The sequence below is a fragment of the Pseudomonas sp. 65/3-MNA-CIBAN-0223 genome (assembly GCF_040310425.1).
Lineage (GTDB): Bacteria > Pseudomonadota > Gammaproteobacteria > Pseudomonadales > Pseudomonadaceae > Aquipseudomonas > Aquipseudomonas gregormendelii.
This window is the reverse complement of sequence record NZ_JBEOPV010000027.1, coordinates 16,741-29,283: the sequence shown is the minus strand read 5'-3', so window position 1 is coordinate 29,283 and position 12,543 is coordinate 16,741. Positions and strand designations below refer to the sequence as shown.

The following is a 12,543-nucleotide window of genomic DNA, read 5'->3' as shown; positions in this document are numbered from 1 at the left end:
CAAAGCTACCTGTTACGGCGACGGAGCCAACCTGGAAACCGGTTATCACTGGGCGAGGGACTGTCAGTGGATGGCCAAAAGGTGCCTGAGGCCAGATGCAGCGCAGACGATCGTTGCGCAATCATCCCATGAGTGCCTAGCGGAACACTGCGCTGGGCGCCGAGTTGATCAACGCCGTCAACACATGATCCTGCCAGCGTCCAGCGATACTCAGGTAGGCCTTGGCGTAGCCCTCACGTTCAAATCCCAGACGTTCCAGCAGCCGCGCACTGCGTTCATTGCCAGGGATGTAATTAGCCATGATCCGGTGCAGTTGCTGTTCTTCGAACATGTAGCGGATGCCCGCTTCCAGTGCTTCCTGCATCAAACCCTGGCCTTGGTGGGCTTCGTCGATGTGGTAGCCGAGATAACACGCCTGGAACGCGCCGCGAGTGATGCCGCTGAAGTTGCACGCGCCGATCATCTGGCCGTCGTCCGTATCCAGCAGTGCAAAATGCACCGCCAGGCCGGCGGCGAAAGCGCTGGCTTGCACCTCAAGGCGTGGTCGGATGCGTTCGGCGCTGTAGTAGTCAGTGGGGCGAATCGGTGACCAGCGGGCCAGATGCCTCTGGTTGCGCCGGTAGAAGTCGCTTTCCAGCGCCGCCTGTTCAGGATCGAGTACCGCCAGCGTCAGGCGTTTACAGGGCAGGGACAACAGCGGCATAAAGCGCTCCGGTTGGCATGGATCGTCACGTAAGCATTACGTGACCAGCGGAAAAACTCAAACTGCCAGCGGCAATGTCACGATAAAGGGCTGCCCTGGCCATCGCCGTTGAAGCCGTTGGCATGCACGTCTTGTGCAAACGGCTCGAAGATAAACGGCAGGGCCTGGGCGCAGATGCCGATGCTGTCATCGTAAGTACTCATCTCCAGCACATCGGCCGTGGCCCCGATCGATGGAGTGACATGACACCCCCGGCAGTGTGTATTTGGCCGCATTACCCAGTAGGAGATGTGACCCCGTGACGGAAGTAGTAAATGGGCGAACTCATTGAGTCCGCGGCCAACGGACTCTTACTTCGGCCCCAAAATCTTCACCAGCTTATCCGGCGACGGCGCGCCCTGCTGCTGTTGCAACTCACCCTTGTCGTCCATGTAGAAAATCGCCGGGGTGGCCGACAATTCCAGCTCTTCCATCAACTGCATGTTCGCCGCGAGCTTGGCCTGGATCGCCGGTGGAACATCCTTCAAGGCCTTGAGCGAGCTGGCCTTGCCGGCTTTTTCGTGGTCTGCCAGGGCCTTTTGCGGGTCCTTGGCGGCCAGCAGCGCTGCGGATTTGCCCGGGCTGTCCTCGCGAATGATGCCGACCATGATATGGCGCAGTTGCACTTTGCCGGCTTTCACCCAAGGCCGCGCCTGCTCCCAGAACATGTTGCAGTAAGGGCAATTCGGGTCGCTGAACAGGTACACCACGCGCGGTGCGTCCTTGTTGCCGTCGGCAATCCAGTTGCTCGCTTCCATCTTGCCCCAGACTTCCTTGGACATCGGCGCGTAAACCAGCTTTTGCAGGGGGGCTGTGCTGAGGTCATTGCCGTCGGCGTCATACAGGTTGCCCAGCAGCACGTGTTTGCCATCCGGGGTCAGGTACAGGGCCATGCCACGGTTCTGGTACTGCGCGGCGTAACCGCGCAGGCCGTCCGGTGCGTCGAACTGGCCGACGATTTTTGCGCCCTTGGCTTCTATTTTCTTGATCGCTTCAGGCAACTCTTCGGCAGCCTGCGCGAATGGCAGGTGCAGTAGGGCAGTGCCCAGGGTCAACGTCAGCAGGTGGCGGAGGCGGGGCATGGCAGTTTCCTTGAAGAAGTGGCGGAACCAGGGCTGTCGAAGTTTTCCAGGGCGCGGGCCAGGCTGGCTTCCGACAGTTCGCCCAGATGGCTGCCCAACAGGCGGCCCTCATTGCTGTAGAACAGCGTAGTCGGCAAGGCCATGGAGCCCACCGCCTGACCCAGGCGGCCACTGCCATCGAACAATACGTTGGACAGGCTCAGGCCCTGGGTTTCCAGGTAAGTACTTACGCTTTGCATGCTTTCGGCCTGATTGACGAACAGGAAAGTCAGGTCCGGACGCTGTTGCTGGGCATTTTCCAGCACCGGCATTTCCCGGCGACAGGGCGGGCACCAGGTGGCCCAGAGATTGATCACCAGCGGACTCCCTTTGTAATCCTCCAGTCGCACGGTTTCCCCGGCCGCATTGCGCAGGGTGATTTCCGGCAGGCGCGTGCCTTGTTCGTAGATGGAGAGGGAAAAAGTAGCGAGCAGCCAGAACGCCAGGCCGCTACCCACGCCAAACCCCAGGGGGCGACGCAGTCCCGGGCGGCGCCAGCCCCGGTAGAGGGCAACGAGCAACAGCGCGATCACCCCCGGCCAGGCGAGGAAGCCGCCGTCACGCAGGTCGATGACTTGCCAGAGATCGTTACGATAATGCTTCCAGTAGAGCGCCACGAAACCGATCCGCGCCGCCAGCATACCGATCAGGAACAGGCTGAACAGCACCGACTCGGGGTTTTCGCCACCGCGCCTGGCCGCTCGCCAACCCACAAAGGTCGCCAGCGCCAGGGCACCGATCAGCAGCAGGTGATTGAGCGCAATGGCAAACGTGCCGAGGGTGAGCGTCAGCATTAACGGGCCTCTCGGGTGAGGTTCCAGCGTTGCAGGAATGTGGCGGCATCAACTTCGCCGGTAATGCGCTGGCTACGTCGCTCCTCGCCGTCGGTGCCGATCCACAGCAGGCTCGGTGGCCCTGGCACCTTGTATCGACCGAGAAGTTCGCGACTGGCGGCGTTATCGGCGGTTACGTCCAGACGCAGCAAACGTACGTCACTGAGTGCCGCGAGCACCTGCGGCTGGCCGAACACGCGTTTTTCCATGATTTTGCAGGCCACGCACCAGTCGGCGTAATAGTCGAGCAACACCCATTGACCTTGAGCCTTGGCCGCATCCAGTTCCCGTTGCAGCGCAGCCGGGTCCTTGATGGTGGTGAAGGCCTCGTGGCCAACCGGGCGGGCGATGCTGGTCGAATTTGCCGTGCTGTAGACCTGTAATGGCTTGAACAGGTCATCACTGCCGCCGGCGGCACCGATCAGCAGCAGGCTGCCCCACACCCCCATCAGCAAGGAACTTGCGCCGAACAGCTGGGCAACCCGGCCGAAACCTTCCGATTGCTTCCAGGCGCTGTAGGCTGCGATCAACAGCAATGCTCCACACAGCCCGACCCACAGTGATTCATCCAGCACCGGGCGCAGCATCAGCAGGGCAGTGGCGAGGAACAGGAAGCCAAACACGCCTTTGAGCAGGTTCATCCAGGCGCCTGGCTTGGGCAGGAAGCGATTGCCAACCGTCACCAGCAACAGCAGCGGGATCCCCATGCCGATGCCCATGGCGAACAGGATCAGCCCGCCATGCAAGGCGTTGCCGCTCTGCGCGATATAGAGCAGGGCGCCGGCCAGGGGCGCGGTCATGCAAGGTCCCACCAGCAGCCCCGACACCGCACCCAGCACGCCAGCGCCGATCAGGCTGCCGCCACGCTGGTTGCGCGATACATTTTCCAGGCGGTCACGAATGGCCACGGGCAGTTGCAATTCGAAGAAGCCGAACATCGGCAACGCCAGCAATACAAACACGGCGGCGAAGGTGCCCAGCAGCCAGGGGTTCTGCAGCAAGGCCTGCAGATTGGCGCCAAGCATCGCTGCCAATACGCCCATCGCGGCATAGACCAAAGCCATGCACACCACATAACTGCCGGCGAGGGCGAAGCCGCGTCGAGGGCTGGCGCCGCTGCCGACGACCAGCCCTGCAAGTATTGGCAACATCGGCAGGGTGCAAGGGGTGAATGCCAGCAGCAGGCCCAGGCCAAAGAACACCAGCAGGCTCCAGCCCAGCGCCCGTTGTTGCAGGCCGCTGGCCAGGGCCTGGTCCGGCGCTTCGGCGGCGGCAGGGGCAACGACTGTCCCCCCCAGGTCGACGACCTGGGTTTGCGGCGGATAACACAGGCCGGCATCGGCACAGCCCTGGAATCCTACTTTCACCTGGCCGGTGGCACCGGCCGGTATTTTCAGCTCAAGGCCCTGGCGGTACACCTGCTGCTCACCGAAAAATTCATCGCTGTGAGATTCCCCAGGGGGCATCGCTGGCTTGTGCTCTGGCGGCAAGCCGTCGAACTTCAGACGCTGCTGGTACAGATAGTAGCCATCGGCGATCTGCCAAAAAAGTTGGGTTTCACCGGACTCCAGGCGCTCGGAAGTGAAGATGAACGCCTTGCCTACTGGAAGGAAGTCCGGTTTGGTCGCGAATGGATCGTTGGCGGCCTGGGCCATGCCCGATATCAGGAGAACGAAAAGCAGTAAAATTCGACGCATGGGTAAGCCTTATCCCTGTGCAAGTGGGGGCAGGATGAGAGACGGCGATTAACCGATGATTAACCGCCACGGCCTTGTCGCAACGGCGCTTGCGGCATAATGTCGGCTTAATCGGCTACAGGCCTAATTGGTTTCTTTTCAGGTACTCACTATGCACGTACTGGTTTGCGAAGACGATGAGCTGATCGCCAGCGGCATAGTCGCCGGCCTCACCGCCCAGGGCCTGACCGTGGAGCACGTGGCTACCGCATCGGCTGCCCGGGCGATGCTCAAGGTTGCCGAGTTCGACGTCATGGTGCTCGACCTTGGCCTGCCCGATGAGGACGGCCTGAAGCTGTTGCAGCAGTTGCGTCACAGTGGCCTGGAGATTCCGGTGCTGATCCTCACCGCCCGGGATTCGGTCACGGACCGGGTCGATGGGCTGCAAGCGGGCGCCGACGATTACCTGCTCAAACCGTTCGACCTGCGTGAGCTGGCCGCGCGCCTGCACACCTTGTTGCGGCGAGTGGCGGGGCGCAGCGTCAACCTGATCGAGCATGGCGCGCTGACCTACGATCCGAGTAGCCGCGAAACCACCCTGGGCGGCCAGCCGGTCGACTTGTCACGGCGTGAGCAATCGCTGTTGCAGGCGCTGTTGCACAACCGTGGCCGGGTCCTGTCCACGGAACAGCTCAAAGACAGTGTCTATGGGTTCAACGATGAGCTGGAAAGCAACGCCCTGAACGTGCACATCCATCACCTGCGGCGCAAACTCGGTAACGGCATCGTCGAGACCGTACGCGGCCTGGGTTATCGGCTGGGGCCGGCAGGCAGTGGAGATCGTTCGAAGTGATGAGCCTGCGCCTGCGCCTGAGCCTGACCCTGGGCGCCGCGTTCGCGCTGATCTGGGCGCTGGCGGCCGCCTGGATGCTCAGCGACCTGCGCAACCAGATGATGTTTTCCCTCGACCAGCGCCTGGTGGCGTCGGCGCGCATGGTCGCCGGGCTGATGGAGCAACTGCCGGCGCTTCCGAGCAAGGGCGAGGGCACCCATTTCAGTGCCGAGCAACTGAACATCCCGGGCGGCATGGCCTGCCAGGTCAGTTCACTGCGCGGCGAGATCCTGGCTCGCAGTCACACCGATCCGCAACAGACCCTGGAAGCCGAGCAACTGGGTTTTCATGACCAGATGATCGATGGCGCGCCCTGGCGCAGTTTTACCCTGGTCCGGGGAGATCTGCGCATCACCACCGCCGACCGGCAGATCGAGCGCGAAGCCTTGAACATGTCGATCCTGCTGGCGGCATCGGTGCCGGTCGGCGTGGCGTTGCTCGGTTGCCTGTGCCTGCTGTGGTTGGGGATCGGCCAGGGCCTGGCGCCGCTCAATCGCATGCGTGATGCCCTGATGCGGCGTAGCGCCGACTCCCTGGAACCGTTGCAGATCCAGCCGCTGCCCAGCGAATTGCAGCCGTTGCTCGACACCCAGAATCAGTTGCTGCAACGGATCGGCAAGACCATCGAGCGCGAGCGGCGCCTGACTGGCGACGCGGCCCACGAATTGCGTAGCCCGCTCACGGCGATCAAGACCCACCTGCAGGTCGCGCGCATGACCGAGGGCGCCGCTCGGGACCAGTCCCTCGCCCGGGCGGAGGAGGGGGCTGACCGTCTGCACCGCACCCTCGAACAATTGCTGTTGCTGGCGCGGGTCGAAGGCAGTCTGTCGTTCGATGACGGTGTGCAATGCAATGCCGAGCAGGTGGCCAGGCTGGCGATCCAGGACGCCGGCAGTGGCGATCGCCAGCGCATCCGCTTCAAGGCGCCCGCAAGGCTTTCAGCGGCGCCGGTGCAAATGCCGGCGGTGCTGTCGATTGCCGCACTGCGTAACCTGCTGGACAACGCACTGCGCCATACCCCTGGTGATGGTCCGGTGGACTTGAGCGTGGAAACTGTCGAAAACCGCGTGCAGTTCGTGGTTCGCGATCATGGCCCTGGTATCGCCGAGGATGATTTGCAACATCTTACCCAGCGCTTCTGGCGCAATGGCCAAAGCACCGGCTGTGGCCTGGGGTTGGCGATTGTCCAGGCAATTGTCCAGCGCTGCGGTTGCACGCTGAAGTTCGACAGCAAGCCGGATGGCTTGCGGGTTGAACTGACGATGCCGTTGCAGCCGGTCTGAGAAGGCGTGGTTACACATCAAAAGTAACGTCTATCCGATAGGCATCCCGCCCCCTTAGCGCTATCGTCCTCGCCGGTTTTGACTCAATGGATTGAGGTACTGGCGCCATGGAAACATCCCTGCATGTCTGCAAGGCAACCCCCGCCGATGCCGGCATCATCTGCCGGATAGTCGAACGTTCGATCCGCGTTGGCTGCGCCATTGATCACCGCAACGATCCACACACCGTTGCCACCTGGACCCACAGCAAAACCGTCAGGCATGTCATGGCCTGGCTGACTGACCCGCGGTTTTACCTCAACATCGCCTTGCTACAGGACAAGCCAGTGGGGGCCGCCATGGCTGCGATCAGCGGCAAGTTGGCGTTTTGCTACGTGCAACCGGAATGGTTTCGGCGCGGCGCGGGCCAGGCGCTGGTGGCTGACCTGGAAAGCTGGTTGATCAGTCATGGCCTGTGCCACGTGCAACTCAACAGTACGCTCACTGGCGAGGGGTTCTACCGGCATCTGGGATACCAGCCCTGCGCCCCGACCTTCAAGGTTGCCGGTCTGCAGGCCATTCCCATGCGCAAAGGGCTGTTGTTGCCTGCTGCAAAAGCTGACCAAGGGTCTAAATCCTCAGCCGCCTGAAGCGTTTCCACAACAGGAAAACCTTTTTGAGGGGTCGAGAGATGTCAGTCGCTACCAGCCTTGTGCAAGATCAGTCGGCGCGGGTCGCTCCGGCGCCGGCCGAAACGCTTTATCAGTTCAACGAGTCGCCGTTGCTGGCGCGACAGACCCGGCAGGAGTCTAACGCCCGCAGCTATCCACGGCGCATCCCCCTGGCGCTCAAGCGGGCCAAGGGTATCTATGTCGAGGACGTTGAAGGCCGCCGTTTCATCGACTGCCTCGCCGGCGCAGGCACGCTGGCGTTGGGGCACAACCACGCAGTAGTGATTGAGGCGATCCGGCAGGTGCTGGCCGATGAATTGCCGTTGCACACCCTTGACCTGACGACTCCGGTCAAAGATCAATTCGTCCAGGACCTGTTCGCCCTGCTGCCACAGGGGTTGGCTGGCGAAGCGAAAATCCAGTTCTGCGGACCCACCGGCACCGACGCCGTGGAGGCGGCGTTGAAGCTGGTGCGCACCGCCACCGGTCGCAGCACCGTGTTGTCCTTTCAAGGCGGCTACCACGGCATGAGTCAGGGCGCGCTCAGCCTGATGGGCAGCCTGGCGCCGAAAAAACCCATGGCTGCCTTACTCGGCAGCGGAGTGCAATTCATGCCCTATCCCTACGACTACCGTTGCCCGTTCGGGCTCGGCGGCGCACAAGGGGTCAAGGTCAACCTGAGCTACCTGGAAAATCTGCTGAGTGACCCGGAAGCCGGCGTGCAGTTGCCTGCGGCGGTGATAGTCGAAGCGGTGCAGGGCGAGGGCGGGGTTATTCCGGCTGACCTCGACTGGTTGCGTGGCTTGCGCCGTATTACCGAAAAGGCCGGGGTGGCGCTGATAGTCGACGAAATCCAGAGCGGGTTTGGACGCACCGGCAGGATGTTCGCCTTTGAACACGCCGGGATCATTCCGGACGTGGTGGTGATGTCCAAGGCCATTGGCGGCAGCCTGCCGTTGGCGGTGGTGGTCTATCGGGACTGGCTCGATACCTGGCTTCCGGGAGCCCATGCCGGGACCTTCCGCGGTAACCAGATGGCGATGGCCGCCGGTTCCGCCGTGATGCGCTACCTGACCGAGCACAGGGTCTGCGAGCATGCGACCGCCATGGGAGAGCGCCTGGGCGAACACCTGCGCATCCTGCAGCGGGATTTTCCGCAGTTGGGTGACATACGCGGTCGAGGTCTGATGCTCGGCGTAGAGCTGGTCGACCCTTCCGGTGTGCCGGATGCCCAAGGTCACCCGCCGATCTTTGCCCGCCTGGCTCCGCTGGTGCAGCGTGAGTGCCTCAAGCGAGGTTTGATCCTCGAGCTGGGCGGGCGGCATGGCGGCGTGGTGCGTTTCCTGCCACCGCTGGTGATTACCTGCGGCGAAATCGATCAGGTGGCCGAAATCTTTGGTCGGGCCATGGCCGCTGCCACCGCCAGTCTCTAAATTTTTCCGCGTCCCGAACGTACCTTCTACAGACCGGATGCACGTGCGTGCAGCCCACCCTACATCGATGGAGAAACACTAATGACGTCAGTATTCGACCGCGAGGACATCCTATTTCAAGTCGTGGTCAACCACGAAGAGCAGTATTCGATCTGGCCCGACTACAAGGCCGTGCCGCAAGGCTGGCGCACCGTGGGCAAGAGCGGCCTGAAAAAGGAGTGTCTGGCCTACATCGAGGAAACCTGGACGGATATGCGCCCACTGAGCCTGCGCAAGAAGATGGAAGAGCAGGCGGCTTCGGTGCACTGAGCCTGCCTGTCAAAAAAAGCCCGCTGGACTGGTGACAGTCAGCGGGCTTTTTGGTGCCTGGGCTGCAGAAAAGATCGCAGCCTCGTTGCACTCGACAGCGCCTACAGGGGGGAGGGTGCGGCTGGGTCACTCAACCCCTTGATCACCGAATCCACATTCCCTTCCAGCTCAGCCACCGGATCCACCCCATCGATATTGAGTACCACCAGGCGACTCCCCGCCTCGGTAATCACCGCTTTGAGTGCATCCGACGGCTGGCGGTGATGTAACACCACGGCCACATCATTATCCTTGAGCGTCGCCCCCAGTTGCTTGAGTGCCTCCGGGGTCCATTCGGCATCCGGGCGGGCGTCGAGGCCGATCAGTTCCAGGTTGAGACCACCAATCAGGTAACCGAAATGATCGCTGAGGCTCATTACGCTGAGGTTGTCGGCGCGGGCCAGGCGCGCTTCGCTGTCGGCACTGAACTTCAGCAGGCGCTGTTTGAGCGTCGCCAGGTTGCCCTCGATGACCGGCTTGGCTGCGGGTGCCAGGCGCACCAGATCTGCCGCCATCACATCCGCCATGCGTCCCATGTTGTTGCTGGACAACCATGGCTGGCTGTTGAGGCCGTCGACCTTGTTGTCCGGCTGTACGGCGATGCCGGGCAGGGCGCCGTCCACCGGGCGGGCAGCATCGACTTCGACGACCCGGATGTTGCTGCGTCGGGACATGGGATAGAGCGGGTCGTCGGCCCACAACGAACGCAGGCCGATCACGGCATCGGCATCGGTCGCCAGCTTGGCCAGGACCGGTGCACCTCGGCCGGTGAAGTAGGCGGTCTGCCGGCTGCCGGGCAGGTTCGCCGGCGCGGCACGTTCGAGCTGGACGTTGGTGCCCTTGAGCAGGACTTCGCCCAAGCCATAGGTGATCGGCAGCGAGGCCAGGACGCGTAGGGGTTTTGTGCTGTCGGCCGCGAAGGCCGTGTGGGCCAAGGTGCACAAGGCGACCGCCAGGGTTAGTTGACGCAACTTAAAAGACATTATCCGATATTCCCTTTCAGGCCAGGAACGACGCCACGGGCAACGGCCGCCAGGGCGAAGGCGATGCCGGCCACCAGAATGATCGCGGCACCGGATGGAATTGGCAGATCAAAAACGATCGGGGCGAGAATGCCGCACAGGGTACTGATCGTGGCGATCAGCACCGAGCACCAGAAAAAGCCCTTGAGCGACTGGCTGAGCAATCGTGCAGCCGCCGCCGGAATGACCAGCAGGGCCCCGACCAGAATGGCGCCGATCACTTTCACTGCGGCGACGGTGATCAGGGTTACCAGAATCACGAACAGGTAATCGAGGGTCTTCACCGCCACCCCGCGCACCGCCGCCAGCTGCGGATTGAAGCTGGCGAGCATGATGCGGTTGTACAGCGGCAAGGCCAGTGCCATGACCAGTGAACCCACGATGGCCAACACCAGCAGGTCATTCCCGTTGACCGTCAGGACCGAACCGAACAGCACGTTTTCAAGGATGTGCACGTTGATCTTCCCGGCGAGAATCAATAGCAGGCTGGCACCCAGGGCTAACGAAACGGAGAGGAACACGCCGATCAGCGTATCCGGTGACAGCCCGGTGCGGTTGCGCAAATAGTTGAGCAGGATGCCGAACAGCAGGCAGTAGCCGAACAGGCTGCCATAAGGCCCGGTGTAAGGTTCCCCCAGCAGAATGCCGACGGCCACGCCGGTCAGTGCCGCGTGGCCGACTGCTTCGGAGAAAAACGCAAAGCGCTTGACCACCACCAGGGTGCCCAGGCCACCCAGCACCGGTCCGATCAGCAGGCCGGCCAACAACGCATTGACCACGAAACCGTACGCCAGCGCTTCAGGCAGGTAACCCGAAGACGCCCAGCCCTGAATCATCAGGCGAAAGGCTTCATAACTCATCAGGCGGCGCTCCGTGGATGGGTGGAAAACAGCGTCAGCAGGCGTTCCGGTGTCAGTGCCTGCTTGGGCGTTGCATCGAACAGCACCCGGCGGTTGAGCCCGGTGACCCGGTCCGCCAGACGACCTACGGCTTCCAGGTCATGTTCGATCCACAGCACCGTGATGCCGCTTTGGCGCCAGTCCCCGAGAAGTCGCTCGAAAACCTGGATGCCGGCTTCATCGAGAGCCGACATGGGTTCATCGAGTACCAGCAACTGCGGCGCCGGTATCAGCCCCTGGGCCAGTAATACTCGCTGACGTTCGCCACCGGACAAAGCGCCCATGCGTCGTTTGCGTTTGTCCTGCATGCCGACCCGTTCCAGGGCATCACCGATGGCTGCCGCGTAATGCTTGCTCACCCCCAGAAATGCCGGTCGACGCTGGCACATCGCGGCCATGAAGTCGTCGACGGTCATCGGCAGTCCGCGATCAAACTCCAGCGCTTGCGGCACGTAGCCGATCGTCCCCGGGGTGCCTGGCCATTGCAGGCTCAGGCGGCCCTGGTGGGGCATTTGCCCGAGCAGGGTCTTGATCAGCGAGCTCTTGCCGCCACCGTTGGGTCCGACCAGTGCATGGATGCTGCCGGGCTGTACCTGGAAGGTCACCTGGTCAAGGATCGTGGTGCGGCCGAGGGTCAGGCCGACGTCGGCGAAATCCAGGGTCGGGCCGGTGCTTTGGACAATCAGGGTCTCCTGGACAGTCATGCGCCCGACTCCTGAATAGCCCGGACCACGGTGTTGAGGTTGCCGGTCATTTCCTTCTCATACTTGTCAGCCGTGTATTCGCCATAGGAAATGTGCGACAGCGGGTACAGTTTCACCCCGGATTCACGCTGGATGGTGTCGACATAGCTCGAAGGGAAGTCCATCTCGGAGAAAATCACTTTCACGTCCAGCTCTCGCAACTGGTCGATGGTCTTTTTCAACTGGCTCGGGCTGGGCTCGATACCGTGGGCAGGCTCGACCACGGCCGTCACTTCCAGGCCGAACTCGCGCAGCAGGTAGTCGTAGGCGGCATGCACGGTGGCTACGCGCAGCTCTGCATTGGGCGCTTCGGTGAGTTTCGCCAGGGCGTCGGCGCGCATCTGCCGCAGCCGTTTGCCGTAGGCTCGGGCGTTCCGGGTGTAGGTCTTGGCGTTCGCCGGATCAAGTTTTCCCAGCTCCCGGGCAATGTTGTTGACCTGGGCAATCGAGGCGCTGACCGACAGGAAGGTATGCGGGTTGACGACCTTGCCGGCCCCACGGGCAGCCACGCCGGTAGCGGCCAGCAGCGGCACGTTTTGGTTGGCTTCGATCACCGCCACGTTCGGCGTTTCGCTGGCGGCGATCATGCGGTCGGCGAAATCGTCATGCCCAACCCCGTTGAGCACAACCACGTCCAGTCCGCTGATGCGCCTGATGTCTTCGGCGCGTGGCTCGTAGGCATGCGGGTTGAAACCGGCGGGAATCAAAGGCACCACTTCGGCCTTGTCGCCGACGATATTTGCCACGTAGCTGTAGTACGGATGCAGGGTGATACCGATGCGCAGGCGCTTGGCCTCCTCAGCACTGGCCAGGGGGACCAGCAGGCAGGCAAGCAGGCCAGCCAGCAGGGCGGGCATGAAACGTTGAGATGAAATAGGCATGGGAAAGCGGTTTCTCTCGG

General features: G+C 62.3%; 14 protein-coding genes. 5 read left to right on the top strand and 9 right to left on the bottom strand.

The window, feature by feature from the left end; genetic code table 11:
* Nucleotides 1–136: 136 nt before the first annotated feature.
* The 5 genes from rimJ to dsbD form a co-directional block, all read right to left on the bottom strand.
* A complete protein-coding gene (rimJ, locus tag AAEZ09_RS24915; RefSeq protein WP_350601179.1) occupies nt 137–703 on the bottom strand; it encodes a ribosomal protein S5-alanine N-acetyltransferase in 567 nt (188 codons plus the stop codon).
* Between the two features lie 77 nt (nt 704–780).
* Nucleotides 781–906: a hypothetical protein gene (locus AAEZ09_RS24910; protein ID WP_269082872.1), complete on the bottom strand. Its 126-nt coding sequence runs from the start codon at nt 904–906 to the stop codon at nt 781–783.
* A 147-nt stretch (nt 907–1,053) separates the two neighbouring features.
* Nucleotides 1,054–1,824, bottom strand: a complete 771-nt coding sequence (gene dsbG, locus AAEZ09_RS24905; RefSeq protein ID WP_045058123.1) for a thiol:disulfide interchange protein DsbG — start codon at nt 1,822–1,824, stop codon at nt 1,054–1,056.
* The gene (locus AAEZ09_RS24900; protein ID WP_350601178.1) at nt 1,800–2,657 is read right to left on the bottom strand and encodes a prolipoprotein diacylglyceryl transferase family protein; all 858 of its coding nucleotides are present in this window, start codon (nt 2,655–2,657) and stop codon (nt 1,800–1,802) included. Before AAEZ09_RS24900 ends, dsbG begins: the two co-directional genes overlap by 25 nt.
* Complete coding sequence (gene dsbD / locus AAEZ09_RS24895; protein ID WP_350601176.1) at nt 2,657–4,393, bottom strand: protein-disulfide reductase DsbD; 1,737 nt, start codon at nt 4,391–4,393, stop codon at nt 2,657–2,659. Before dsbD ends, AAEZ09_RS24900 begins: the two co-directional genes overlap by 1 nt.
* Before the next feature lie 151 nt (nt 4,394–4,544).
* On the opposite strand from dsbD, the gene AAEZ09_RS24890 reads away from it, so the two are divergent.
* From AAEZ09_RS24890 to AAEZ09_RS24870, 5 genes are all read left to right on the top strand, one after another.
* Nucleotides 4,545–5,225 carry a response regulator gene (locus AAEZ09_RS24890; RefSeq protein ID WP_045058126.1) on the top strand — a complete coding sequence of 227 codons (681 nt, stop codon included), beginning with the start codon at nt 4,545–4,547 and terminating at the stop codon, nt 5,223–5,225.
* Nucleotides 5,222–6,547 carry an ATP-binding protein gene (locus tag AAEZ09_RS24885; RefSeq protein WP_045058127.1) on the top strand — a complete coding sequence of 442 codons (1,326 nt, stop codon included), beginning with the start codon at nt 5,222–5,224 and terminating at the stop codon, nt 6,545–6,547. The genes AAEZ09_RS24890 and AAEZ09_RS24885 overlap by 4 nt, the downstream gene beginning before the upstream one ends.
* A gap of 107 nt (nt 6,548–6,654) precedes the next feature.
* On the top strand, nt 6,655–7,176 hold the full coding sequence (locus AAEZ09_RS24880; RefSeq protein ID WP_045058128.1) for a GNAT family N-acetyltransferase: 522 nt from the start codon (nt 6,655–6,657) through the stop codon (nt 7,174–7,176).
* 41 nt (nt 7,177–7,217) lie between these two features.
* Entirely contained in the window at nt 7,218–8,630 is a 1,413-nt protein-coding gene (locus AAEZ09_RS24875) for an aspartate aminotransferase family protein (protein WP_350601175.1), read from the top strand.
* Between the two features lie 81 nt (nt 8,631–8,711).
* Complete coding sequence (locus AAEZ09_RS24870; protein ID WP_350601173.1) at nt 8,712–8,939, top strand: MbtH family protein; 228 nt, start codon at nt 8,712–8,714, stop codon at nt 8,937–8,939.
* 101 nt (nt 8,940–9,040) lie between these two features.
* Here AAEZ09_RS24870 and AAEZ09_RS24865 read toward each other — a convergent pair whose 3' ends face one another.
* From AAEZ09_RS24865 to AAEZ09_RS24850, 4 genes are read right to left on the bottom strand one after another with little or no spacing between them, the layout of a single operon-like run.
* Nucleotides 9,041–9,961 (bottom strand): metal ABC transporter substrate-binding protein, encoded by a 921-nt coding sequence (locus tag AAEZ09_RS24865; RefSeq protein ID WP_350601172.1) that lies wholly within the window; start codon nt 9,959–9,961, stop codon nt 9,041–9,043.
* Nucleotides 9,961–10,860: a metal ABC transporter permease gene (locus AAEZ09_RS24860; protein WP_045058132.1), complete on the bottom strand. Its 900-nt coding sequence runs from the start codon at nt 10,858–10,860 to the stop codon at nt 9,961–9,963. The genes AAEZ09_RS24865 and AAEZ09_RS24860 overlap by 1 nt, the downstream gene beginning before the upstream one ends.
* The gene (locus AAEZ09_RS24855) at nt 10,860–11,603 is read right to left on the bottom strand and encodes a metal ABC transporter ATP-binding protein (RefSeq protein WP_045058133.1); all 744 of its coding nucleotides are present in this window, start codon (nt 11,601–11,603) and stop codon (nt 10,860–10,862) included. The genes AAEZ09_RS24860 and AAEZ09_RS24855 overlap by 1 nt, the downstream gene beginning before the upstream one ends.
* Nucleotides 11,600–12,523 carry a metal ABC transporter substrate-binding protein gene (locus tag AAEZ09_RS24850; RefSeq protein WP_045058134.1) on the bottom strand — a complete coding sequence of 308 codons (924 nt, stop codon included), beginning with the start codon at nt 12,521–12,523 and terminating at the stop codon, nt 11,600–11,602. Before AAEZ09_RS24850 ends, AAEZ09_RS24855 begins: the two co-directional genes overlap by 4 nt.
* Nucleotides 12,524–12,543 lie beyond the last annotated feature (20 nt).